General features: G+C 66.2%; 27 protein-coding genes and 1 other RNA gene. 20 read left to right on the top strand and 8 right to left on the bottom strand.

Translation table 11 applies throughout. The features are described from left to right. From ACN0S5_RS10505 to ACN0S5_RS10490, 4 genes are all read left to right on the top strand, one after another. A partial coding sequence (locus tag ACN0S5_RS10505) for an acetate--CoA ligase family protein (RefSeq protein ID WP_417208129.1) occupies positions 1–1,952 on the top strand: 1,952 nt, incomplete at its 5' end. Then, positions 1,942–2,853, top strand: a complete 912-nt coding sequence (locus ACN0S5_RS10500) for a 3-keto-5-aminohexanoate cleavage protein (protein WP_417208128.1) — start codon at positions 1,942–1,944, stop codon at positions 2,851–2,853. The genes ACN0S5_RS10505 and ACN0S5_RS10500, both read left to right, overlap by 11 nt. A gap of 60 nt (positions 2,854–2,913) precedes the next feature. Further along, positions 2,914–4,014: a Gfo/Idh/MocA family oxidoreductase gene (locus tag ACN0S5_RS10495; RefSeq protein WP_417208127.1), complete on the top strand. Its 1,101-nt coding sequence runs from the start codon at positions 2,914–2,916 to the stop codon at positions 4,012–4,014. Between the two features lie 63 nt (positions 4,015–4,077). Further along, on the top strand, positions 4,078–5,235 hold the full coding sequence (locus ACN0S5_RS10490; protein ID WP_417208126.1) for a Gfo/Idh/MocA family protein: 1,158 nt from the start codon (positions 4,078–4,080) through the stop codon (positions 5,233–5,235). 121 nt (positions 5,236–5,356) lie between these two features. Here the strand turns inward: ACN0S5_RS10490 and ACN0S5_RS10485 are convergent, their stop codons facing one another. Next, positions 5,357–6,226: a methylenetetrahydrofolate reductase gene (locus ACN0S5_RS10485; protein ID WP_417208125.1), complete on the bottom strand. Its 870-nt coding sequence runs from the start codon at positions 6,224–6,226 to the stop codon at positions 5,357–5,359. A 104-nt stretch (positions 6,227–6,330) separates the two neighbouring features. Between ACN0S5_RS10485 and ACN0S5_RS10480 the strand changes: the two genes are divergently transcribed. Then, entirely contained in the window at positions 6,331–7,236 is a 906-nt protein-coding gene (locus ACN0S5_RS10480; RefSeq protein WP_417208124.1) for a LysR family transcriptional regulator, read from the top strand. Here ACN0S5_RS10480 and ACN0S5_RS10475 read toward each other — a convergent pair whose 3' ends face one another. Then, complete coding sequence (locus tag ACN0S5_RS10475) at positions 7,237–7,542, bottom strand: hypothetical protein (protein WP_417208123.1); 306 nt, start codon at positions 7,540–7,542, stop codon at positions 7,237–7,239. A 210-nt stretch (positions 7,543–7,752) separates the two neighbouring features. Continuing rightward, the gene (locus ACN0S5_RS10470) at positions 7,753–7,959 is read right to left on the bottom strand and encodes a cold-shock protein (RefSeq protein WP_417208122.1); all 207 of its coding nucleotides are present in this window, start codon (positions 7,957–7,959) and stop codon (positions 7,753–7,755) included. Between the two features lie 242 nt (positions 7,960–8,201). On the opposite strand from ACN0S5_RS10470, the gene ACN0S5_RS10465 reads away from it, so the two are divergent. Then, positions 8,202–8,552, top strand: coding sequence for an arsenate reductase family protein (locus ACN0S5_RS10465; protein ID WP_417208121.1), 351 nt, complete (start codon positions 8,202–8,204; stop codon positions 8,550–8,552). After that, positions 8,549–8,917, top strand: a complete 369-nt coding sequence (locus tag ACN0S5_RS10460; protein WP_417208120.1) for a hypothetical protein — start codon at positions 8,549–8,551, stop codon at positions 8,915–8,917. Before ACN0S5_RS10465 ends, ACN0S5_RS10460 begins: the two co-directional genes overlap by 4 nt. 39 nt (positions 8,918–8,956) lie before the next feature. Here the strand turns inward: ACN0S5_RS10460 and ACN0S5_RS10455 are convergent, their stop codons facing one another. The 5 genes from ACN0S5_RS10455 to thrS form a co-directional block, all read right to left on the bottom strand. After that, positions 8,957–9,523 carry a DoxX family membrane protein gene (locus tag ACN0S5_RS10455; RefSeq protein WP_417208119.1) on the bottom strand — a complete coding sequence of 189 codons (567 nt, stop codon included), beginning with the start codon at positions 9,521–9,523 and terminating at the stop codon, positions 8,957–8,959. An 11-nt stretch (positions 9,524–9,534) separates the two neighbouring features. Next, positions 9,535–10,287, bottom strand: coding sequence for a putative DNA-binding domain-containing protein (locus ACN0S5_RS10450; protein WP_417208118.1), 753 nt, complete (start codon positions 10,285–10,287; stop codon positions 9,535–9,537). Next, complete coding sequence (locus ACN0S5_RS10445; RefSeq protein ID WP_417208117.1) at positions 10,284–11,201, bottom strand: DUF692 domain-containing protein; 918 nt, start codon at positions 11,199–11,201, stop codon at positions 10,284–10,286. The genes ACN0S5_RS10450 and ACN0S5_RS10445 overlap by 4 nt, the downstream gene beginning before the upstream one ends. Positions 11,202–11,273: 72 nt before the next feature. After that, a complete protein-coding gene (locus ACN0S5_RS10440) occupies positions 11,274–11,639 on the bottom strand; it encodes a DUF2282 domain-containing protein (RefSeq protein WP_417208116.1) in 366 nt (121 codons plus the stop codon). Between the two features lie 399 nt (positions 11,640–12,038). Beyond that, positions 12,039–14,021, bottom strand: a complete 1,983-nt coding sequence (gene thrS, locus ACN0S5_RS10435; protein ID WP_417208115.1) for a threonine--tRNA ligase — start codon at positions 14,019–14,021, stop codon at positions 12,039–12,041. Between the two features lie 172 nt (positions 14,022–14,193). Here thrS and ACN0S5_RS10430 point away from each other — a divergent pair, with 172 nt between their 5' ends. From ACN0S5_RS10430 to ACN0S5_RS10370, 13 genes are all read left to right on the top strand, one after another. After that, on the top strand, positions 14,194–14,865 hold the full coding sequence (locus ACN0S5_RS10430; RefSeq protein ID WP_417208114.1) for a DNA-3-methyladenine glycosylase I: 672 nt from the start codon (positions 14,194–14,196) through the stop codon (positions 14,863–14,865). A gap of 127 nt (positions 14,866–14,992) precedes the next feature. Then, positions 14,993–15,733, top strand: coding sequence for an alpha/beta hydrolase (locus ACN0S5_RS10425; RefSeq protein WP_417208113.1), 741 nt, complete (start codon positions 14,993–14,995; stop codon positions 15,731–15,733). Beyond that, positions 15,730–16,710 (top strand): alpha/beta hydrolase, encoded by a 981-nt coding sequence (locus ACN0S5_RS10420; RefSeq protein ID WP_417208112.1) that lies wholly within the window; start codon positions 15,730–15,732, stop codon positions 16,708–16,710. The genes ACN0S5_RS10425 and ACN0S5_RS10420 overlap by 4 nt, the downstream gene beginning before the upstream one ends. 1 nt (position 16,711) lies before the next feature. Next, complete coding sequence (locus ACN0S5_RS10415; protein ID WP_417208111.1) at positions 16,712–17,140, top strand: VOC family protein; 429 nt, start codon at positions 16,712–16,714, stop codon at positions 17,138–17,140. A gap of 27 nt (positions 17,141–17,167) precedes the next feature. Continuing rightward, complete coding sequence (locus ACN0S5_RS10410) at positions 17,168–17,779, top strand: hypothetical protein (protein WP_417208110.1); 612 nt, start codon at positions 17,168–17,170, stop codon at positions 17,777–17,779. Between the two features lie 122 nt (positions 17,780–17,901). Further along, positions 17,902–18,864 carry an ester cyclase gene (locus ACN0S5_RS10405; RefSeq protein WP_417208109.1) on the top strand — a complete coding sequence of 321 codons (963 nt, stop codon included), beginning with the start codon at positions 17,902–17,904 and terminating at the stop codon, positions 18,862–18,864. After that, complete coding sequence (locus ACN0S5_RS10400) at positions 18,861–19,454, top strand: class I SAM-dependent methyltransferase (RefSeq protein WP_417208108.1); 594 nt, start codon at positions 18,861–18,863, stop codon at positions 19,452–19,454. Before ACN0S5_RS10405 ends, ACN0S5_RS10400 begins: the two co-directional genes overlap by 4 nt. A 172-nt stretch (positions 19,455–19,626) precedes the next feature. Continuing rightward, complete coding sequence (locus ACN0S5_RS10395; RefSeq protein ID WP_417208107.1) at positions 19,627–20,733, top strand: LysM peptidoglycan-binding domain-containing protein; 1,107 nt, start codon at positions 19,627–19,629, stop codon at positions 20,731–20,733. 3 nt (positions 20,734–20,736) lie between these two features. Next, on the top strand, positions 20,737–21,795 hold the full coding sequence (locus tag ACN0S5_RS10390; protein ID WP_417208106.1) for an ABC transporter substrate-binding protein: 1,059 nt from the start codon (positions 20,737–20,739) through the stop codon (positions 21,793–21,795). Between the two features lie 264 nt (positions 21,796–22,059). Continuing rightward, positions 22,060–22,770: an alpha/beta fold hydrolase gene (locus tag ACN0S5_RS10385; RefSeq protein WP_417208105.1), complete on the top strand. Its 711-nt coding sequence runs from the start codon at positions 22,060–22,062 to the stop codon at positions 22,768–22,770. 28 nt (positions 22,771–22,798) lie between these two features. Beyond that, positions 22,799–23,183, top strand: an RNA gene (gene rnpB, locus ACN0S5_RS10380) — RNase P RNA component class A. Between the two features lie 128 nt (positions 23,184–23,311). Beyond that, positions 23,312–23,479, top strand: a complete 168-nt coding sequence (gene rpmG, locus ACN0S5_RS10375; RefSeq protein WP_114512614.1) for a 50S ribosomal protein L33 — start codon at positions 23,312–23,314, stop codon at positions 23,477–23,479. A 114-nt stretch (positions 23,480–23,593) separates the two neighbouring features. Beyond that, positions 23,594–24,100 carry a GNAT family N-acetyltransferase gene (locus ACN0S5_RS10370; protein ID WP_417208104.1) on the top strand — a complete coding sequence of 169 codons (507 nt, stop codon included), beginning with the start codon at positions 23,594–23,596 and terminating at the stop codon, positions 24,098–24,100. Positions 24,101–24,102 lie beyond the last annotated feature (2 nt).

Genomic DNA, 24,102 nt, shown 5'->3' with positions numbered 1-24,102 from the left:
CCCGGATCGAGGACCTGCCCGGCGTGCCGGACGCGGTTTATATCGGCATCAACCGCAGTGCCACGGTCGAGGCGGTGGCGGCCCTGTCGGCAATGGGCGCGGGCGGGGCGATCTGCTTTGCCTCCGGCTTTGCCGAGGCGCAGGCGGAACTGGCGGACGGGGCGGATTTGCAGGCGGCTTTGCTGGCGGCGGCGGGGGAAATGCCGGTGCTGGGGCCGAACTGTTACGGGTTTCTGAACGCCTTGGACCGGGTGGCCCTGTGGCCGGACCAGCATGGGCTGGTGCCGGTGGCGCGGGGGGTGGCGATCCTGTCGCAAAGCTCGAACGTGGCGCTGAACCTGACCATGCAAAAGCGCGGCCTGCCGATCGGGTTTCTGGGCACGGTGGGCAATCAGGCGCAGGTGGATCTGAGCGCGCTGGGCATGGCGCTGCTGGAAGATCCGCGCATCACCGCATTGGGGCTGTATATCGAAGGCATCAAGGATGTCCGGGGCTTTGAGGCGCTGGCGGCGCGGGCGCGGGCGCTGGGCAAGCGGATTGTGGCGCTGAAACTGGGCGCGTCCGAGCAGGCCAATGCGGCGGCGGTGTCGCACACCGCGTCGCTGACCGGCAGCGATGCGGGTGCGCGGGCGTTTTTGCGGCGGATCGGGGTGGCGCAGGTTTCGTCGCTGTCGGCGCTGCTGGAGGTGTTGAAGATCCTGCATGTGGCCGGGCCTTTGCGGTCGAACCGGGTGGTGTCGGCGTCCTGTTCCGGCGGTGAGGCGAGCCTGATGGCGGACAGCGGGCTGACGTATGATGTGGTGTTTCCGCCGTTGGGGACAATGCAGCGTGAGGGGTTGCGCGCGGCGCTGGGGTCAAAGGTGGCGCTGGCCAACCCGTTGGATTATCACACCTATATCTGGGGTGACGTGGCCGCGATGCGCGCCTGTTTCGGCGCGATGATGCGGGGTGAGGATCTGGGTCTTGGGGTGGTCGTGCTGGATTTTCCACGCGGCGACCGCTGTTCGGCGGCGGATTGGGATCTGGTGATCGAGGCCTTGAACGGGCTGCGCGGGCCGGTGCCGATGGCGATCCTGTCGAGCTTGGTCGAGACCCTGCCGGAGGAGGTGGCGGCGCGGTTGGTGGGCTTGGGGATCGTGCCGCTGTGCGATGTGCCCTCGGCCTTGGAGGCGGTGGCGGCGGCGGCGTTTCTGGGGCGGGACTGCGCCCCGGCGCCGGTGTTGCTGGAGAGCGCGGAGGGGGCGCTGCCCCCGTCGCCTGCGGCGCCTCCCCCGGGATATTTTCGGACAGAAGAAGCGCAAGGTGGCGTGTTGAGTGAGGGTGTCGCAAAGCAGGCTTTGGCGCGGGCGGCGATGCCTGTGCCGGGGGTCGCGCGGGCTTTGACGCCTGTGGCGGCGGGGGAGGCGGCGGCGCGGATCGGCTTTCCGGTGGTGCTGAAGGGTGAGGGGTTTGCCCACAAGAGTGAGGCCGGGGCGGTGCGTTTGAACCTGGTTTCGGCGGAGGACGTGCGGCGGGCGGCGGAGGCGATGGGGGCCTCTGGCTATCTGGTTGAGGAGATGATTGTCGGCGCGGTGGTCGAACTGCTGGTCGGAGTGGTGCGCGACCCGGCGCATGGCTTTGTGTTGACGCTGGGGGCGGGCGGCGTCTGGACCGAGATTCTGGGCGATACTCAGAGCCTGTTGTTGCCGGTGACAGCGGCGGAGGTGTGTGAGGCTTTGGGACGGCTGCGGATTGCGCCTGTGCTGGCGGGGTATCGCGGGGCGGCGGCGGCGGACATGGACGCCATTGCCGGGGCGGTTCTGGCGATGCAGGCTTTGGTCGAGGCCCATGCCGACCGGATCGAGGAAGTGGAGATCAACCCGCTGCTGTGCACGCCTGACCGGGCGGTGGCGGCGGATGCGTTGATCCGTTTGCGGGACATTGGAACAGAGGGAGGCGAAGATGCCGCTTGAGATGAACAAAGAGGTTTTTATCACCTGCGCGGTGACCGGATCGGGCGGCACGCAGGACCGCAGTCCGCATGTGCCGCGTTCCCCGCAGCAGATCGCCGAGAGCGCGATTGACGCCGCCAAGGCGGGCGCGGCGGTGGTGCATTGCCACGTGCGCGATCCGGAAAGCGGCGCGCCCTCGCGCGATCTGGCCTATTACCGCGAGGTGACGGAGCGCATCCGCGCGGCGGAGGTGGACGTGGTGCTGAACCTGACGGCGGGCATGGGCGGCGACATCACCTTTGGGTCGACCGATGCACCGTTCCCGGTGAGCGCCTCTGGCACCGACATGATCGGCGCGGCGGAACGCGTGGCCCATATCGCCGAGTGCCTGCCGGAGATCTGTACGCTGGATTGCGGCACGATGAACTTTGCCGAGGCCGATTACGTCATGACCAATACGCCCGGCATGCTGCGCGACATGGGCGCTCGGATGACGGCGCTGGGCGTCAAACCCGAGATCGAGGCCTTTGACACCGGCCACCTGTGGTTCGCCAAGAAACTGGTCAAGGAGGGCGTTTTGGAGGGCCCCGCGCTGGTGCAACTGTGCATGGGCGTGCCTTGGGGCGCGCCGGACGACCTGAACACCTTTATGGCGATGGTCAACAATGTGCCGGACGACTGGTGTTTCAGCGCCTTCGGACTGGGCCGCAACCAGATGGCCTATGTGGCGGCAAGCGTGCTGGCGGGGGGCAATGTCCGGGTCGGGCTGGAGGACAACCTGTGGTTGGACAAGGGCGTGCTGGCGACCAATGCGCAACTGGTCGAGCGGGCGGTGGGCATCGTCGAGAACATGGGGGCGAAGGTGATAAGTCCCTCAGCGGTGAGAGAAAAGCTGGGTCTGGTGAAGCGCGCGCCGAAATAGGTCTTGTTCCCTGTCGGCGCGGGCGCAAGGGTTGTCTGGCGCTAACAGGGAGGACAGGACATGGCCCGGATCGGGATAGGCATTGTCGGCGGCGGCTATATGGGCAAGGCGCATTCCGCCGCCTTTGCCGCCGTGGGCACGGTGTTCGAGACGCGGCTGAAGCCGCGATTGGTGGCGATTGCCGGGTCGTCGCCGGAAAGTGGCGCGCGCTATGCCGAGGCCTACGGGTTTGAGCGGGGCGCGCGCGACTGGCGGGCCTTGGTCGACGATCCCGAGGTGGAGGCGGTGGTGATCGCCTCGCCGCAGGCGACGCATCTTGAGATCGCAACGGCGGCGTTTGACGCTGGCAAGCCGGTGTTGTGCGAAAAGCCTATGGGGCTGGACGCGGCAGAGGCGCGGGCGATGTTGGCGGCGGCGGAGCGCGCCGGTGTGGCGCATTCGGTGGCGTATAATTACAGCCGCACACCTGCAACTCAATTTGCCAGAGCCTTGATTTCACGAGGAGAATTGGGCCGTGTCCACCATCTGCGCATTGAGCATACAGAGGATTTCCACCTGACCTCGATCCTGCCGCCGTGGCGCTCGCAGGGGGAGGCGAACGGCTGTCTGGGGGATTTGGCGCCGCATCCGATCAACGCGGCGCTGGCACTTGGCGGGCCAATTGCGCAGGTCTTTGCGGTGATCGAGACGGTATTCCCCGAGCGCAATGGCGTCACCGTGACCAATGACGATCAGGTTTTGCTGACCCTGCGGTTTGCCAGCGGGGCGAGCGGGCATCTGTTCGCCAGCCGCGTCGCGACCGGCAAGAAGATGGGCTATGCCTATGAAGTGACTGGGGAAAAGGGCGCGCTGCGGTTCGATCAGGAGGATCAGAACGCGCTCTGGGTCTGTGATGGCGAGGCCCCGGAAGAGCGGGCGGGATTCACCAAGGTGCTGACCGGCCCGGCGCATCCGGATTACCAGCCCTTCTGCCTTGGTCCCGGTCATGGCACCGGCTATCAGGACCAGATCATCATCGAGGCAAAGGATTTCCTGACCGCCATCGACGAAGGCCGCGCGGTCTGGCCGACATTCGCCGACGGGGTCGAGGTGCACCGGGTGATCGCGGCGGCGCGGGCCTCTGCGGCGACCGGCGGATGGGCGCGGGTCAGCGATTTCTGAGCAGGCACAACACATGCACATCGCATGCACAGAGCATGCACAGGATGTGCGGGAGGAGAGAGTATGGCAAAACTAAACTGGGGCATGATCGGCGGCGGCGAGGGCAGCCAGATCGGACCGGCGCACCGGCTGGGCGCGGGGCTGGACGGGGCGTTCGACTTTGTCGCTGGCGCGCTGGATCATCGGCCCGAGGCGGGGCGCGCCTATGGTCAGCGGCTGGGGCTGGCTGCCGACCGCGCCTATGGCGACTGGCGCGAGATGCTGGAGGGCGAGCAGGGCCGCGACGACCGGATTGATCTGGTGACGGTGGCGACGCCCAATGCCACCCATTTCGAGATCACGCGCGCCTATCTGGAGGCGGGGTTTCATGTGCTGTGCGAAAAGCCGATGACCATGACCGTCGAAGAGGGGGAGGAGATTGTTGGCCTTGCGCGGGAAACCGGGCGCATCTGTGCGGTCAACTACGGCTACTCCGGCTATGCGCTGGTGCGGCACATGCGGGCGATGGTGGCGCGCGGTGATCTGGGCCGGGTGCGGATGGTGGTGGCGGAGTTCGCCCACGGCCATCACGCCGATGCGGCGGACGCGGACAACCCGCGGGTGCGCTGGCGCTATGATCCGGCGCAGGCGGGGGTCTCGGCGCAATTCGCCGATTGCGGCATTCACGCGCTGCACATGGCCAGCTTTGTGATTGGTCAAGAGCTGGAGCGGCTGTCGGCGGACACGGTGTCCTGTATCGAAAGCCGGGTGCTGGAGGATGACGCGCAGGTGAACCTGCGGTTTGACGGCGGGGCAGCGGGGCGGCTGTGGACCTCAAGCATTGCGCTTGGGCGACAGCACGGGCTGACCTTGCAGGTCTTTGGCGAAAAGGGCGGGCTGCGCTGGGCGCAGGAGCAGCCGAACCAACTGTACTGGATGCCTTTGGGCGGTCGGCTGGAGGTGATGGAGCGCGGCGGGCCGGGTCTGTCGCCCGAGGCGGACCGCGCCAGCCGGGTGACAATGGGCCATGCCGAAGGGATGCCGCTGGCCTTTGCCAATATCTATTCCGATCTGGCCGAGGCGATCCGCGCCCGCAAGGAGGGGCGCGATATGGACCCGGCGGCGGATCTGTACCCGCGCGCCGAGGATGGGCTGCGGTCGATGGCGGCGGTGTTTGCCGTGGCGCAAAGCGGCAAGGATCAGGGCGTCTGGATGGACGCCCGGCCGCCGATGTTCCGATAGCGCAGAGGGTGAGGCCCCGGATCAGGTCCGGGGCGGGTGGCTCTGCCCGGTGTGGCGCGGCCCCAAACGACAAAACGGCCTCGGAGCGATCCGGGGCCGTTTCTGTCAGCAGAAGGGCGTTTTACGCGACCTGTTCGAGGCTGACTTCGGGTGTGACACCCAGCGCGAAACAGACATCGCGGGTCAGTTCCGGACGGTTCAGGGTGTAGAAGTGCAGCTTGTCCACGCCGCCCTCGATCAGGTTGGTGCAGAGTTCCGAGCAGATCGCGGTGGCCAGCAGATCCTCGCGGCCGTCGCGCTGGGCCTTTTCAAACGCGTCCGAGACCCACGCCGGGATATAGGTGCCGCAGCTTTCGGCAAAGCGGCGCGCGCCGTTCCAGTTTTCGATCGGCAGGATGCCCGGCACCAGTTTCGCGGTGTCGATGCCCGCCTTGGCGCAGTCGTCGCGGAAGCGGAAAAACGTGTCCGCCTCAAAGAAGAACTGGGTCAGCGCCTCTGTCGCACCGGCGTCCAGCTTGCGCTTGAGCCACTCGATGCTGGCCTGCTGGCTGGCGGCCTCGGGGTGCGGGTCGGGGTAGGCGCCGACGCGCTGGGTGAACTTGCCGGTTTCGGCCAGCGCCTCGATCAACTCGATGGAATTGGCAAAGCCTTCGGGGTGGGGTTCAAACCCGTTGGAGCCTTTGGGCGGGTCGCCGCGCAGGGACACGATGTCGGTCACACCGGCCTCGGCAAAGGCGTCGGCAATCGCCAGCGTTTCCGCGCGGGTGGCGTTCACGCAGGTCAGATGCGCGGCGGTGCGCAGGCCGGAATGTTTGTGCAGGGTGGCGACCACATCGCGGGTCAGGTCGCGCGTGGTGCCGCCCGCGCCGTAGGTCACAGAGACAAAGCGCGGGGCCAGCGGGGCCAGAACCTGCACCGCGTCCCAGAGGCGAAAGGTGGCCTCGATGTTTTTCGGCGGGAAGAATTCGAATGAGATCGCGGGGCGCTGCATGATGCATAAGTCCTGTGTTGAGTTGCCACCCTTGTCGCACATGCAGCATTGTGAGACAAACTCATAAATCTCAAGATCAACATGAGGCGGACGCGGGGTTTCCCATGCACATCGAATTCCGGCACCTCCGGACCATCAAGGCCATTCACGACGCGGGCGGCGTGGCGCGCGCGGCAGAGCAGTTGAATATCACCCAGTCGGCACTGAGCCACCAGATCAAGGGGCTGGAGGATCAGGCGGGGGTAGAGCTGTTTGTGAGGCGCTCGAAACCGATGAAGCTGTCGGCGGCGGGCAAGCGTCTGCTGCGACTGGCGGAACAGGTCCTGCCGCAGGTCGAGGCCTTGCAGGAAGAGTTTGAGGGGTTGCGCTCGGGCAAGGCGGGGCGGTTGCACATCGCCATCGAATGCCACGCCTGTTTCGAATGGCTGTTCCCGGTGCTGGAAGGGTTCCGCAAGAAATTCGGCGATGTGGACGTGGACATCCGCCCCGGTCTTGCCTTTGACGCGCTGCCCGCGCTGATGAAGGAAGAGGTGGATGTGGTGATCTCCTCCGACCCCGAGGATCTGGCGGGCGTGACCTTTGTGCCGCTGTTTGACTACAGCCCGGTTTTTGTCGCCTCATCCTCGCACCCGCTGGCGGACAAGGCATTTGTCGAGGCAGAGGATTTTCGCGGACAGACGCTGATCACCTATCCGGTGGAACGGTCGCGGCTGGATATTTTCAGCCAGCTTCTGACCCCGGCCAAGGTGGAACCGGCGGCGATCCGTCAGGTCGAATTGACGGCGGTGATCCTGTTGCTGGTCGCCTCGAACCGGGGGGTGTCGGTGCTGCCGGACTGGGTGGTGCGCGAGGTCAAATACAGCTCGGACTACGTGACGCGGCCGCTGACGGAACAGGGGCTGACCCGCAGGCTGTATGCGGCGGTGCGGACCGAAGACCTTGAGAAATCCTATATGACATTGCTGATCCGGCTGGCGGGCGAAGAGGCGCGGCGCTTGCAGAACGCGTGATCAGCAGCTTTCGCCCGCCTGCGCGCGGGCCAGATCCCAGCGGTTGGCATAGGCCAGACCCTGAACCGGCTTGTGCGGCGCGCTCATGACCTCACCGGCCTTTTGGGCAAAGCAGGCGCAATTGACCCCCTCCAGTGTGGCCCGGCAAAACGCCTCCGGGTCTGCGGGGGCCGAGGCCGCGCCATAGGGCGGCGGACCGCTGCGGGGCAATCCGCCTTCGGTCAGGGGGGGCAGGGTGCTGACCCCCGCCACCAAGAGCGCAACGGTGCCAAGGATGGCGGCATAGGTGATCCACTTGACCGGCATAAATGCCTCCGGGGCGGGCCAGTGCGGAATGCGGCCCTGCCGTCAGGATACAGGCCAGCCCCCCGGCGGCAAAGCACCGAGTCCGTTGGATTTATCGCAAATCCCTGAAACCACGGGCCAGCGCGGCCGCCTCGCGCATGGCGCGCCCGTCAGACGGTCCGGCCAAAGGGCCGGGATCAAGGCATCGACGCCGGGAAAAACCCGCGCGGATCAGAGAAGTTTCAGGTCCGCCGCCATCGAGCGTCCGTCGCGGCCTTCGCGCAGTTCGAAACTGATCTTCTGATTGTCCGCCAGCCCGGTCAGCCCGGACCTTTCCACCGCCGAAATATGGACAAAGACGTCTTTGCCCCCTTCGTCCGGTGCGATGAACCCAAATCCCTTTGTGGTGTTGAACCACTTCACGGTGCCGGTTGGCATAATCCCCGTGCTCCTATCTCAGTCTGTCCATACATCCCGACAGATTGACCGGGACGGTCACATCCGGCGTTCAGCGCTGTGGACCACGCACACCGACAGCGGGCGGGATCGACAGATGATCGCCAAAGGTCACGAAGCCGAGATTAGCGTGGATGGGCGAAATACAAGAGTCCTGCCCTCGTAATTCACGGAAAGTTGGCCTATCTCACCGCCTACTGCGACAAACTGCCAAGGAATTGTGCATGATCATCTACGGACTGAAGACCTGCGACACCTGCCGCAAGGCGCGCAAGGCCTTGCCGGGGGCGGCTTTTGTGGATGTCCGCGACGCGGGGCTGCCCGGCGACGTGCTGGAAGACGCGCTGGCGCAGTTCGGCGAAAAATTGCTCAACACCCGGTCAACGACATGGCGCGGGCTGGATGACGCGGCGCGGTCGCTGGCGCCCGCCACGCTGATTGCCCGGCATCCGACGGTGATGAAACGGCCCTTGGTGGTCGATGGCGCGCGGATGGTGCTGGGCTGGGACAAACCGGCGCAGACGGCGCTGGGCGTGACCGGACAGGACACAGCCGGGCAGGGGGGCGGGGCATGAGAAACGCGGCCCTGACCCTTGGGATCATCGCCGGTGTGATCGGCATGATCGTCGGATTTTTCGGCTTCGGCTACACCGAACTGGTCAAGAACGTGGGCGAGGTCGAAGAGATGTTCGGCATGTTCGACGATCCGGCGACGGTGCGGACCGTCTCGATCCTCGGGCCGCTCTTGGCGATCGCGGGCGGGGCCATGGCCAAGGCGCGGGCGCTCTGGGGCGGCATCCTGCTGCTGGCCTCGGCGGCGGCGATGTACCATGCCTTCGGGTTCAACGTCTTCACCATGTTCCCGATTGCCTTTGCCGGTCTGGCCGGGGTGCTGGCGCTGGCCGCGGGCAAGCCGGATGAACCCAAGGCGCATTTCTGAGCGGCCGGGGCGGGCCTGCGCCTGCCGATGACCGCCTGTTCAGGCGGCAAGGGCGCGCGGTGCCGGGTTCAGACCCAACACCCGGTCAAGCGACACCGCCCCGGCGCCCCGGATCACCAGAATGCCCAGACCGAAGATCCACAACACCCGCTCGTCGATCAGCCCATAGCCGGTGTCGAACAGCCGACCCAATGCCGCGCCATGGCCGGTCACGTCGACAAAGGTCTGCACCACGACAAAGCCGATCATCCCCAGCGCCGCCAGCCGCGTGAACAGTCCCAGGATAATCAGCAAGGGCAGCAGCCATTCCGCATAGGTGCCGGCATAGGCGACGATGTCATAGCCAAACCCCAACTTGGCCGGATTATAGCCCGCCGCCTCAAAGGCCTTGGGGAACATCTGCGCATAAGTGCCGGATTCCAGAGTGAAAAAGTCAAACAGACCTTCCTCACCCTTGCGGTCCCAGACCTTGGTCCCGGCAGAGTTCCAGTAATAGCGCAGCAGGGTGGCGGCAAAGACCAGCCGCGCCAGTAGCGGGATCAGGTGATCGCCCAGCCGCTCGACGGGGGCAAAGATCGCGTGATGCAGGGAAAGAAGGCGGTCCATGGCGGGTCTCCTCAGGCCGGCAGAAGGTCGGAAAGCGCGCCCTGCTGCAACAACAGCGTCAGGGTCGCGGAAAGGTCGAACTCGGCCCCGGCGGCCGCAACCGCCGCGCCAAAGGGCAGGCCGCGCGCCAGCGCATCGACAAAGGCGGCACCGCCTTGCGGCAAAAGATGCGGGGCCGGGTCGAACTCTGCGCGGGTGATCAGCACATCTTCTCCGCGGGCCTGCGGCTTGGGCTGATCCGGCATCATGGTGAAACGGTAGACCGACAGAACCGGCCAGCGCGACCGCAGCACCTGAACAGACGGGGCCAGCACCAGCCGCGCCGCATTCAGCGCGGCCTCGTCAAGGGTGGCCAGCCGCCCGGCATCGAACGCGGGCGCGTCCGCCGCGTGATAGCTGCGGCGCAGCGCCAGTTCCAGCCGCGCCACATCGCCCAGATAGCCGATGCCGCGCAGCGCCTCGATCCCCTCAAGGAAGGCCGGAAACCCCGCGCCATATAACATCATCAACGGCGAGACCGGCGGCTGAGCGCGCAGAAACATCCCCGCCGCGCGGGCAAAATTTTCCGGCCCGATCAGCCTGACCACCGCCGGAAAGCCCGCCTCCAGCGCCTCGCGCAGCGCCACCGCGATATTGTTGCGATAGACGTCATAGCGCCGCCCGGCGGGTCGGCCCGCGCCATCGGTCAACCCGCCGGGGATCGCCACTTCGGCGCGCAGCAACCCGCTGCGAAACGCCACTTCGGATGCGCTGGCCCCGGTCATCCGCGCACCCTCCCGGTTTCTTCTCTGTCCAAATACACCCGGGGGAGGCTCCCGCAGGGAGACGGGGGCAGCGCCCCCCGCGACAGCGCCACTTGCGCGCGCTCTGCCTCTGCCGCCAGAACCGGCCAGTCGGGCACGTCGGTGTCCCATTCGATCAACACCGGGCGCGGGCCGGTCAGGTCCAGCACCCGGTCCAGCAGCGCCCAGACCGGCTCGGCCACCTCGCGCCCGTGGCTGTCGATCAGCAGCGGCGCGCCAAAATCGTCCTCGTCCTCGTCGTGGCCGGCCATATGGATCTCGCCGACCGCCGCCATCGGGAAGGCGGCGATATACTCCTGCGGGCTATAGCCAAGGTTCACCGCCGAGACAAAGACATTGTTGACGTCCAGCAGCAGGCCGCAGCCGGTGCGGCGGGCGATGTCGCGCAGGAAATCGGTCTCGGACATCGTGCTTTCGGCAAAGGCCAGATAGCTGGACGGGTTTTCCAGCAGCATCCGCCGTCCCAGCGCCTCTTGCACCTCATCGACGTGATCGCAGATGCGGTCCAGCGTGGCAGGTGTATAGGGCAGCGGCAGCAGGTCGTTCAGGAAATGGCTGTCATGGGTCGACCAGGCCAGATGTTCGGAAAAGCTGGCCGGGTTCAACCAGCCGACCAGATGTTTGAGGCGGGCCAGATGGTCGCGGTCCAGCCGGTCGGGGCCGCCGATCGACAGGCCGACCCCGTGGACGGAGATCGCAAAGCGTTCAGCCAGCGCGCGCAGTTGCGCCAGCGGCCTGCCGCCATCGCCCATGTAGTTCTCGGCATGCACCTCGAACCAGCCCACCGGGGCGGGATCGTTCAGGATGGCCGCATAGTGCTGCGGCTTGTAGCCGACACCGGGCAGGGGGGGGAGGGAGCTGGATGTATCGAACATGGGGCTTTCGCGGTTGCGGTGGGGTGGGGATGGGCCCACGGGGGCCCATCCCGGTATGTCAGAGCTTGGCGATCAGCTGTCGGACATCATCGACGGGTCGTAATACTTGGCCTGAACCTCTTCGGCCAGTCCTTCGGGCAGGTCGCGCTTGATGCCTTCAAAGCCCTTTTCCTCAAGCGCGGCGGCGGTCATACCCATGCGGCCGTCGGGCAGGTCGATTTCGGCGCAGGCGCCTGCGTCGACCAGGGTCCAGGCGTTGCCCTGATAGTCGACCTTGGATGTCCCGGCGCAGGTGGTGCCGGGGCCAGCGGCGCAGTCGTTTTCACCGGCGAGGCTGACGCCGTAGCATTTTTCCTGATCCATGGCCTGTACGCCCGAGGCGGACACGGCAGCGGCGACGATGCCTACGAGGGCGGCGGTCTTGAGAGTGGTGGACATATGGAAGTTCCTCCGGGTTTCTGAGTTTGAAACTTGTCCGAGGGCCGATCTGCCCTGCGGTGACACCACAGTGACCCGAGACACGTCCCCGGACCATTCACGGGCCTGTGCATCACGGGGGCGTCAGGGGGCGTGTCGGGGGCGTGAACCTTCCAGCGCTGGAAGGTGCGATTTCAGGGGGGGCGGAGAGCGGTTCTGTAACGAGTCCGGCGATTTTGCCGATGCTGCGGAGCAGAATGTTACAGGGTATCGGTCCGGTCCGGGACTCCGGGCAGGGCATATCACGCAATCTGTCAGGCTTGTAACGCGGCAGATCGGCGTTTCCGTCGCGGTTTTTGCAAAAAAAAGCGGGCCGCCCTGCGCAGGGCGGCCCGAGATGTCGCAATCAGAGGCGGAGTGTCAGCCGCGCAGATCGGGCGGGGTGGCGTCCGCGGCCAGCAGCGCGATGATCTCGTCCAGCGCCGCCACTTGCGTCTGCTTTTCGCCCAGCCGCCGCACGGTGACGGTGCGTTCCTCGACCTCGCGGTGGCCGACGGCGAGTATCACCGGCACCTTGCCGACCGAATGCTCACGCACCTTGTAGTTGATCTTTTCATTGCGAATGTCGGCCTCGGCGCGGACACCGGCGGCGGTCAGTTGGGCGACCACCTCTGCCACGTAGTCATCCGCCTCGGACGTGATCGAGGCAACAACCACCTGACGCGGGGCCAGCCAGAACGGCAGCTTGCCGGCGTGTTCCTCGATCAGGATGCCGATGAAGCGTTCGAACGATCCCAGCGTCGCGCGGTGCAGCATGAAGGGCCGGGTCTTGTCGCCGCTTTGTGCGATATAGGACGCGCCCAGACGTTCCGGCAGGTTCGGGTCCACCTGAAAGGTGCCGCATTGCCAGACCCGGCCAATGGCGTCGGTCAGGTAAAAGTCCAGCTTGGGGCCGTAAAAGGCCCCGTCGCCCGGTTCCAGCGTGTAGTCGCGGCCCACCGCCTTGATCGCGTTTTCCAGCGCGTTCTCGACATAGTCCCAGCTTTCCTCACTGCCGACGCGCTTTTCGGGGCGGGTGGCAAAGCGAATTTCGAACTCGGGGAAACCCAGCTCGCGGTAGATGTCGGCCAGAAAGTCGATGAAGCGCGCGCATTCCTGTTGAATCTGATCCTCGGTGCAGAAGATATGCGCGTCGTCCTGCGTGAACCCGCGCACCCGCATGATGCCATGCAGCGCGCCGGAGGGTTCGAACCGCGAGCACGATCCAAATTCGGCCAGCCGCAGCGGCAGGTCGCGATAGGATTTCAGACCCTGGTTGAACACCTGCACGTGGCAGGGGCAGTTCATTGGCTTCAGCGCGTTGATCCGGGTCTGGGACTTGTCCTTGACGGCGGCGTCATCGTTTTCACCGTCGCGGCTTTCATCGACTTCGACGATGAACATGTGGTGCTGGTACTTGTCCCAGTGGCCCGAGGCCTCCCACAGCTTGCGGTCCACCACCTGCGGGGTGTTGATTTCGCGGTAGCCACCGGCGCGCTGCTTGCGGCGCATGTAGTCCTGCAACTGGGTGTAGATGGTCCAGCCGTTGGGATGCCAGAACACCTGACCGGGGGCCTCTTCCTGCATGTGGAACAGGTCCATTTCGCGGCCCAGCTTGCGGTGGTCGCGCTTGGCGGCCTCTTCCAGCATGTGCAGGTGCTTTTTCAGGTCTTCCTTGTTCTTGAAGGCGACGCCGTAAATGCGTTGCAGCATCTGGCGCTTGCTGTCGCCGCGCCAATAGGCCCCGGCCACGCTCATCAGCTTAAAGCTGTCGCCCGGCACCTGCCCGGTGTGTTGCAGGTGCGGACCGCGGCACAGATCTTGCCAGTCGCCGTGCCAATACATGCGCAGCGGCTCATCGCCGGGGATCGCCTCGATCAATTCGACTTTGTAGGGCTCATTGTTGGCCTCGTAGAAGGCCACCGCGCGGGCACGGTCCCAGATCTCGGTGGTGACGGGATCGCGTTTGTTGATGATCTCTTTCATCTTCTTTTCGATCGCGCCGAGGTCTTCGGGGGTGAACGGCTCTGCGCGGTCGAAATCGTAGTACCAGCCGTTGTCGATCACCGGGCCGATGGTGACTTTGACACCCGGCCACAGTTCCTGCACCGCGCGCGCCATGATGTGCGCGAGGTCGTGCCGGATCAGTTCCAGCGCGGGGGCGTCGTCGGCCAGCGTGTTGATGGCGATGTCGGCGTCAGCCTCGATGGGCCATTGCAGGTCCCAGTGGGCGTCGCCTACGGTGGCGGAGATCGCTTTCTTGCCAAGCGATTTGGAAATGCTCGCCGCCACCTCGGCAGGGGTCACGCCCTTGTCGAAGTCACGTTTCGAGCCATCTGGAAAGGTCAGGGAAATCTGGGCCATCGGCCTCAACTCCTCGTCGGTTTGGCGCCCACGGAACGCCCGGTTGCGGGTATAGGTTTGTGGGGGCGGAAATGGCCCCCGACAGGTCGGTTGTCAAGCGGCAAGGCCCGGATGGCCCTTGCGCCCCGTGCGGCCCCGGCGCAGGCTGTCGCCCGACATGAAGGAGAGCGCCATGCGGAGCTATCAAGAGATCCTTTCCATCGCGGCAGCGCGCAAGGGCGGAGAGGACGCGGTGCTGGCGGATATGCCCAAGGTGCTGGACGCCGACGCGCTGGCCGCGATCCCCGACAACCGCTGGCTGGCGCAACTGGCGCGCGGCATCTTTCAGGCCGGGATCAGCTGGCAGGTGGTTGAAAACAAATGGGCAGGCATCGAAGAGGCGTTTCACGCCTTTGACGTCGGTCGCGTGGCGCTGATGTCGGAGGATTGGTTCGACGAATTGCTGGACGACCCGCGCATCGTGCGCAGCCCGCCCAAGGTGTCGGCGATCCAGCACAACGCCGCCTTTATTCAGGAGGTCGCCGCCGAAGCGGGCAGTTTCGGGCGCAGGATCGGCGACTGGCCCGCCGAGGATTTCGCCGGGCTGCTGGACTGGCTGAAAAAGACCGGATCGCGGCTGGGCGGCGCCACCGGGGCCTATGCGCTGCGGTCGCTGGGCAAGGAAAGCTTTGTGCTGTCGCCGTCGGTGGTGGCGCGGCTGGAGGCCGAGGGGGTGATCGACAAGGAACCGACCTCGAAAAAGGCGATGGCGGCGGTGCAGGATGCGTTCAATACGTGGAAGGCGGAGAGCGGCGAGAGCCTGACGGTGATCAGCCGGGTGCTGGCGCAGAGCATCGACGGGTGAGGGGGCGCTGCCCCCGTCTCCCTACGGTCGACCCCCCGGGTGTATTTTGACAAAGAAGAAGCTGGAAGAGTGTTATCGGCCTCATCGGGGCGGCGCTATGGTCAGGATATAAGAGAAGGGGCGCGCGATGGCGGCGATTGCGCATGTTCAGGGGCCGCGCGGCACGCGGCTGGCCTATGCCAGGACCGAAGGGAGGGGGCCCTGCGTGGTGTTTCTGTCCGGGTACCGGTCGGACATGGAAGGCACCAAGGCGGTGCATCTGGAGGCCTGGGCCGCGGCGCGGGGGCGGGCGTTTCTGCGCTTTGACTATGCCGGGCACGGCCAGTCCGGGGGGGTGTTCGAGGAAGGGTGTATCGGTGACTGGGCGGCGGATGCCGAGGCGGTGATCGGCCATGCCGCGCCGGGGCCGGTGGTGCTGGTGGGGTCGTCCATGGGCGGGTGGATCGCCGCGATTCTGGCCAAACGGCTGCCGCGGATTGCCGGGTTCATCGGCATCGCCGCCGCGCCGGATTTCACCGAAGACGGGTTCTGGGCGGGGTTTTCCGACGACCAGCGGCGGCAGGTGATGGAAGAGGGGCAGCTCTTGGTGCCGTCGGCCTATGAGGACCCGTATTTTGTGACCGCCAGGCTGATCGAGGACGGGCGTGAGCGGTTGGTATTGCGCAGCCCCTTGGTCATGGGCTGGCCGGTGCGGCTGTTGCAGGGGACCGAGGATGAGGCGGTTCCGCGCAAGACGGCGTTGCGGTTGCTGGATCATATCGACGGGCCGGATGTGCGTCTGACCTTGGTGAAAGGCGCGGATCACCGGTTTTCCACGCCGGAGTGCCTGAGGCAAATCGAGGCGGCGCTGGACGAGGTGCTGGGATGAGCCTGCTGCTTTGGGGGATCGGGGCGCTGGCCGCCGCGGGCGGCACCTATGCCGCGCTGGCGCCGCGTGAGCCGGTCAAGACCGATGTGACCTTTGAGGCCGCCGTGCTGGACGGCGGGGTCGACGCGTATCTTGCGGCGGCGGAGGCGCGGGTTCCGGGCATCCGCGCGGGCGCTGAAAAGCGCGTTCACTGGTCCGGCGCGCCCGAGGCGCAGACCGAGTGGGCGGTGGTCTATATCCATGGCTTTTCGGCGGCCCCGGATGAGATCCGCCCGGTGCCTGACCTTGTGGCGCAGGGGCTGGGGGCGAACCTGCTGTTTACCCGTCTCAGGGGCCACGGGCGTGACGGCCCGGCGATGGCGGAGGCCACGGTCGAGGGCTGGATGCGGGATGTTGCCGAGGCGCTGGCCATCGGGCGGCGCATCGGGCGGCGGGTGCTGGTCATGGGCACCTCGACCGGGGCCACTTTGGCGACCCTGGCGCTGCACGAGGGCATGGGCGCGGGGGTTGCGGGGGCGGTGATGGTCTCACCCAACTACAGGGTGGCTGATCCCAAGGCGGCGCTGATCACCTGGCCCGGTGCGCGCTGGTGGCTGCCGCTGCTGGCGGGCAAAGACATCGGGTTTGAACCGCGCAGCGCGGCGCATGCCCGGTTGTGGACCACGCGCTATCCCAGTCTGGCGGTTCTGCCGATGGGGGCGGCGGTGCGGGCGGCAACCCGGCGGCGGCATGAGGATGTGCGCACGCCCGCGCTGTTCGTGTTCGATCCGGGCGATCAGATCGTCGATCACAGGGTCAGCCGCACGGTGGCGGCGCGCTGGGGGGCGGGCGCGGACCTGCATGAGGTGACGCTTGGGCCCGAGGACGATCCGTCGCGGCATCTGGTGGCGGGCGCGGTGCTGTCGCCGGGCATGTCCGCGCCGCTGGCGGAGGTAATGCTGGACTGGGTGCGGCGATTGCCACCCGAAGGAGGTTAGTATGGACCAGAGAGTAAGTCTGATCACGCTGGGCTGCCGCGACATGGCGCGCGCGCAGGCCTTTTACGAGGCGCTGGGTTGGCGGCGCGTCGAGACGCCCGAGGGGATCGTGGTCTTTGATCTGGTGGGGCAGGCGCTGGGCCTGTACCCGCTGGCGGATCTGGCGCGCGACATGGGCTGTGCGGCGGGCGATCTGGGCACCGGGGCGGCCACGCTGGCCTGCAACACCCGGACCCGCGAAGAGGTGGCGCAGGTGCTTGCGGCCGCCAAGGCCGCCGGGGCCAAGATTCTGAAACCCGCGCATGACGTGTTCTGGGGCGGGCACATCGGCTATTTCGCCGATCCTGAAGGCCATGTCTGGGAGGTGGCCTATAACCCGTTCTCGACGCTGGGACCGGACGGCGCGTTTCGTTGGGGCGGATATGAGTGATTTGCGGGGATGAGACGCCCGCGCTCTATGTGGTCTTTGGAAAGGCTGGGGCGGGAACGCCTGTCGCGGCATTTCTGGATGCGCGAGTTCCTGTATTCCGAGATCGGAAACTTTCACGAAGTCAGCAATATACCGGACGATCCTGATCTGGCGCTTGAACGGGGGCGCGCCTTTGCGACCGCGCTAATGGACCCTTTGGAAGAGACCTTTGGCCGGGTCTTTGTGCGGTCGGGGTATCGGTCGGCGCGGCTGAATGCCTTTGGCAATGCCCGTAAACTGAACTGCGCGCGCAACGACTATCCGCTGGAATGCCACATCTGGGATCTGCCGGATCGGCCCGTGGCGGGGGCCTCCATCGTGATCCCGTGGTTTGCGGAGCGTTACGCGCAGGGCCGCGACTGGCGCGATCTGGCGTGGTGGCTGCACGACCATCTGGATTATTCCGACATCTGGTTCTTTCCCAAGCTCTGCGCCTTTAACCTCGCGTGGCGGCCGGTGCCTTTGCGGCGCATCGACAGCTATATCGCGCCAAAAGGCACGCTGCTGAAACCGGGGGCAGACCCGGAGGAGCCATTGGACACCCGCGCCGCGCGCTATGCGGATTTCCCACCGTTTCGGGGCATCGTCCGTCCGGCCTGAGCGGCGCTGGACACCCGGAATGCGGAGGGCTAGCCTGCGACGGACACAACCGCAGAGTGAGGTTCCCCAGCGTTGACCCGTCGAGACTGCACCCCCCAAACCCGCGACCGGGACGCCCCGTGATGGACGGTTTCGATCCCGAGGCGCATGATTTCCCCGATTTCCTGCTGGCGGCGACCAGCGACATCTGGGAAGGGCGCGGCCTGACCGCGCGGGCACAGGCGCATTACCACCCCGAGGTCATCCTGCGCGGCGCAGAGGGCATCCAGTTCGGCGCGCGCGCCATGGCAGAGGACGCGATGGCGACGCTGGTCAGCCTGCCGGACCGGCGGTTGCTGGGCGAGGATGTGATTTGGTCGGGTCATGCGCGGGTCGGGATGCTGGGCTCGCAGCGGATTCTGACGCAGGCGACCCACACCGGCGACGGGGCGCTGGGCCCTGCCTCGGGGCGGGCGCTGCTGTATAGGGAAATTGTCGACAGCTATGCCAAGCGCGACCAGATCAGCGATGTCTGGCGGGTGACGGACACCGGCGCGGTGCTGCGCCAGTTGGGACAGACCGCAGAGGACTGGGCACGCGCGCGGCTGCCCGATCTGGACCCGGACACCCAGCCGTTTACGCCACGGGTGGATGTCACCGGGCCGTATACCGGGCTGGGCAACACCGACCAATGGGGCGAAGGCTTTGCCGCCTTGCTGATGCGGGTGATGGACGGTGATCTGTCGGTGATCCCGGACCAGTACGACCGCGCCTGCCACCTGTTCTATCCCGGCGGTGTCGAGGCGCATGGCGTCGAGGCGGCGGACCGGTTCTGGCTGGGATTGCGGGCGGCGATGCCCTCGGCCCGGTTCGAGGTGCACCACCGGATCGGTATGGAAGAGCCGTTGATGCCGCCGCGCGCGGCGCTGCGCTGGTCGCTGAAGGGGCGTCACGAAGGCTGGGGCGCGTTTGGGCGGCCCACGGGGGCGGATCTTTATGTCATGGGGATCAGTCATGCGGAGTTCGGGCCGCGCGGGCTGCGCCGGGAATGGACCCTGTATGATGAGGCGGCGGTCTGGACGCAGATTGTGGCGCAGACCGGATGAGCAACCGCGAGGTCTATCAGCGGCAGGCAGAGGCCTATGCCGCTGAACGTGACACCTCGTTGTTTGAACGGCCCTGGCTGGAGCGGGCGCTGGCGGATGTGCCAAAGGGGGGCGCGGTGCTGGACCTTGGCTGTGGAGCGGGCGCGCCGATTGGTCTGTACCTCGCCGCACAGGGCTATGACGTGACCGGGGTGGATTATGCGCCCGCGATGCTGGCGCTGTATGCCCGCAATCTGCCGGGCGCGCGGGTGATCGAGGCGGACATGCGGTCGCTGTCGCTGGACCGGCGCTTTGACGCGATCATCGGCTGGGGCAGTTTCTTTCACCTCACGCAGGCGGCGCAGCGCACGGCCCTGCCGACCATCGCGCGCCACCTTGCGCCGGGGGGCCGTCTGTTGCTGACGGTCGGGCCGGGGGCGGGCGAGGTCTGGGGGACTGTCGCGGGCGAAAAAGTATACCACGCGTCCTTGTCGCCGGACGACTATGCCGAGGTGCTGTCGGCGGCGGGGGCCCCGGTCGAGGCATTTGTCCCCGAAGACGCCGACTGCCGGGGGCATTCCCTGTTGCTGGCGAGTCGCCCGATTCTGTAGGTAATCCTATGGTTGCATCACGGTCATTTCCCTCCCGCCCGTTACGGCAGAGCGGAAGGTATGGCCGCGAAGACCCTGATAGATATGGACAAGCCCACATTCCCTAGAGCGAGCGTTGACCCACGGCACAAGATGGGGGACAGTTTCGCGACGTTTATTGGGGGATAGGCAGATGATGAAACGCGCATGCGCGGCGGCTGTGGCTATGGCCATGGCGGGGGCCACGACGCTGTCCGCAGAAACTTGTGGTGGCAACTACAAGGTGCGACCGGGTGACTCGCTGTCGGCGATTGCCGACACGCATTACAGGGATGCCAGTCAGTGGACGGTGATCTATCGCAACAATCGCGACAAGATCCCGAGCCCGGACAAGATCCGCGTCGGCCAGACCTATCGGCTGCCCTGCATTGCCGGGATGCCGGTTGGACTGCCGGGGGGAACCCAGATCGACCCGGTCAATCCCGCGGCGGCAACCGTCTCTCCCGAGCGGGTACAGCAAGCGCGGATCGAGGCGACGGCGCGGCAGGCGCGCGGTGTGGATGTGCGGCTGCTGGCGGCGGATGACTTTCGCCCCTTTACCAACCGGCTGCTGATGTCCTCGGGGCTGATCACCGACCTTGTGAACCGCGCCTTTGTGGCCACCGACAAGGTGGGCCTGCACAAGTTCTACTGGGTCAACGACCGCACCGTGCATCTGGACCCGATGCTGAAAGAGGGCATGGCCGATCTGGCCTTTCCGTGGAAGAAACCGGATTGCGAGGGCGCGGCGGCCACCACGGATCTGTGTACCGATTACGTCTATTCCGAACCGATGTTCGAGATGCTGGTGGTGCTGTTCACCGCCAAGGGCAGCGGTGTGACCTATTCCGGCGAGGGCGATCTGGCCGGTCTGCGGGTCTGTAGCCCGCTGGGGTTCAACGCCGCCGGTCGGGGCGGGCTGGGGGGCGGCTATCTGGTGCAGGCGGGCGCGCGGTTGCAACAACCGCCCAGCAGCGAAGAATGTTTCGCGCGATTGGTCGACGGGTCGGTCGATGCGGTGGCGATGAATGAGTTCACCGGGCGCGTCGTGCTAAAGGACATGGGGTTGGCGGAGCGGGTCGAGCTGCAACTGTCCCGGCCCTTGGCCATCGAGGGGCTGCATGTGGTGGCGCACAAGGCGAATCCACGGGCGGCAGAGTTGATCGCCGCCTTTGACGAGGGTCTGGGCGTGCTGCGGGACAGCGGCGACTACCTGACCGTGCTGGACAAGCATATGTCGAGCATCTGGGCGGGACTCTAGGCCATGGCCCTTGGCGGACGGAAACGGGCGGCGGCGCTGGCCGCCGCGCTGACACTTTTGGCGTCGGTCTGGGCGTCGGGCGGTTTGGCCCAATGCGCGCCCGAGGCCTATACGGTTCAGACCGGCGACACGGTCTTTACCATCGCAGAGGCGCGCTATGGCGATCCCGAGAAATGGACGCTGATCTATTACGCCAATGAAGACCGACTGCGGTCGAGCGTGTTTCAGGTCTCGCCCGGCGAGGTGCTGGACCTGCCCTGTCAGGAGGGTGAGGTGCGCGCCGACGCCACCCCGCTGCGGCAGGGGCCGGACAATGCCGAGATGAAGCTGATCACCGGGTCGAACTACGCGCCCTTCACCGACCGCGAATGGCCGGGGCAGGGCATGGTGACGGAACTGGTGAATGCCGCGCTGGAGGCGACGCCAAGCCCGGTGACCTATTCGATCACATGGCAGGACGACTGGTCGACGCACCTGTTCCCGATCCTTGACAGCAAAGAGGCGGACATGGGCTTTCCATGGCTCAAGCCCAACTGCGAGCAGACCCCGGACAATGAGCGCTGCGCCAATTTCCATTTCTCCGACCCGCTGGTCGAGATTCTGGTGCTGTTGTTCACCCGTCCCGGATCGGGCTTTACCTACGACTCGGACGCGGATGTGATCGGCAAGCGCCTGTGCCGACCGAAGGGGTATTTCACCCATGACCTTGACCGTCCGGGCCGTGAATGGCTGAGCCGGGGGCTTATCACGCTGGTGCAGGCGGACGATCCGCAGGCCTGTTTCCGCGAGCTGATGGCGGGCCGGGTGGATGCGGTGACGGTCAACGTGTTTCTGGGTGCCAAGACCATCGACGACATGGGGCTGCGCGGGCAGGTGGTGCCGCTGGACAAGCCGCTGTCGGTCGAGGGGCTGCATGTGATCATCTCGAAAAAGCATTGGCGCGGCACGACACATCTGTACCGGATCAATGCCGGGCTGGCGGAGTTGAAGAAGACCGACCGCTATAGCCAGATCGTGTCGCGGCATCTGGGGGTGTTCTGGGACCAGATCAAGACGAACTGACCCTTGGACGGGTTCGGGGACGGGGGACGGCGCTCGATCCGGCCTTTGGCCGGAACATCGCCCCGCCCACCGTCCCCGGCCACAAGTCCGGTCTACAAATCTGGGCCACAGATCCGGGCAACTGTCGCTGGCGGCGGTCCATGACCACCGGGCCCACTTTCGCTCGCCGCGCCATCTGTTAGGGTGCGGCGCGACAACAGGCGTGTGCGGAGTGAGCGGAGTGGCAGGCAGGACAAGCGCCAGTGATCGGGTGCGCCGGATCACATGACCGAAACACTTGTCTTTCTGCCGGAGCAGATGTCCGATGCCCGCCTGTACGGCCCGCAGATCGCGGAGATGTCGCGCGATCAGGCGGTGATGATCGCCCCGATCACCCAAGGCGACCGTATCGAGGAAATCGCCTCGACCTTGCTGGACCTTGTGCCGACGCGCTTTGCGCTGGTGGGGCACGGGATGGGCGGGATCGTCGCCATGGAGGTATACCGCCGCGCGCCCGACCGTGTGACGCGGCTGGCGCTGATGGGCACCACGCCGCTGGCCGAAACGCCGCAGGTTGCGGCGCTGCGCGATCCGCAGATGATTCGCGCCCGCGCCGGTCGCTTCGACGCGGTGTTGGCCGAGGAATTCCGGCTTGCCGATCTGGCCCCCGGTCCCCACCAACGCGAGGTGCTGGCCCTTGTGCTGGAGATGGCGCGCGGTCTGGGGCCAGAGGTCTTTGTCCGCCAGTCGCGCGCCATGCAGCGGCGGCGCGACCAGCAGGGCACGCTGCGGCGGATCAATGTGCCGACGCTGGTGCTGTGCGGGGCCGAGGACAGGCTGTATCCGGTCAAACGGCACAGTTTCATGGCCGAGATGATCCCCAAGGCAGAGCTGCGGGTGATCGAGGATGCGGGCCACATGCCGATGCTGGAACAGCCCGAGGCGGTGACCGACGCCCTGCTTGGCTGGCTGGCGCAACCCTTGCTCTTGCGCTGAGCGCGGGCTTTGCCTAAGGGACACGGGCGCGGAAGGCCGGACGGCCGCTTGTGGAGACATGAGAGGAAAGTCCGGACTCACCGAAGCACCGGTGCCGGGTAACGCCCGGGCAGGGCAACTTGACGGAAAGCGCCACAGAAAACAGACCGCCTGCGCGCCTGCGTGCGGGACAGGGTGAAAAGGTGGGGTAAGAGCCCACCGGGGGGCTGGCAACAGCGCCCGCATGGCAAGCCCCACCGGGGAGCAATGCCGAATAGGGATCACACGCGCCTTCGGGCGCAGGGCCGCTTCGGCCTTGGTGATCCGGGTTGGCAGCTAGAGCCGCGTGGCAACGCGCGGTCCAGAGGAATGGTCGTCTGAGGGCCGGGAAACCGGCCCAAGAACAGAATCCGGCTTACAGGCCTTCCGCGCACATTCAGGCCGATTTTTCAGTCTGCCCGGCTTTGGTCAAGAAGTGGTTGACTCAGGCCCTGCAACCGATAAAAGGCGAGCCTCATACGGATTTCACGCGCGGGCTCCCGCGTGTTGCAGGAGACGACCCATGGCGAAGCCGACCACAATCAAGATCCGCCTGAACTCCACCGCGGGCACCGGCCACTTCTACGTGACCAAGAAGAACGCTCGGACCATGACCGAGAAGATGTCTGTCAAGAAGTACGACCCCGTTGTGCGCAAGCACGTGGAGTACAAAGAAGGCAAGATCAAGTAAGCCACTTCGGCTGAACGCGTTTTCGGGGCCGTGCGGGAGTGATCCTGCGCGGCCCTTTGCGTTGCCGCTGTCGTGGCCCTGAACCTGTGTGACACGATCGGGAAAGGTCGGGCCGTGGCCGACAACATCACCTTGCGCATCGCCCGACAGGCGGACATCGGCGCGCTGGACCGGCTGTTCCAGCGCAGCTACAGCCGCCTGCTGGCGGCGGACTACCCACCCTCGGTGCTGGTGACGGCTGTGCCGGTGATCGCCCGTGCGCAGCCCGCGCTGGTGGCGTCCGGGCAGTTCTATGTGGTCGAGGACGGTGAGGGGCGGGTTCTGGGCGCTGGCGGGTGGTCTCTGCAGGCGCCCGGCGGACACCCCGCGACCAGCGGCACCGGACATGTGCGCCACGTCGCAACGGATCCGGATGCGGTCCGGCGCGGGGTGGGGCGTCTGTTGCTGGAACATATCGTGCAGGCGGCGCGCGCCAGCGACGTCTCGACCCTGCACTGTCAAAGTACCCTGACCGCCGAGCCGTTTTACCGGTCACTGGGGTTTGAACCGCAGGGCCGCATGACCGTGCCCCTGCGCGGCGGGATCGGCTTTCCGGCGGTGTTCATGATCCGGCGTTTGTGAGC

It is taken from the genome of Antarctobacter sp., from assembly GCF_048262615.1.
In the GTDB taxonomy this organism is placed as follows: domain Bacteria; phylum Pseudomonadota; class Alphaproteobacteria; order Rhodobacterales; family Rhodobacteraceae; genus Antarctobacter.
Note: the sequence above shows the minus strand (reverse complement) of the source record. Positions and strands in the feature narration are given on the sequence as shown.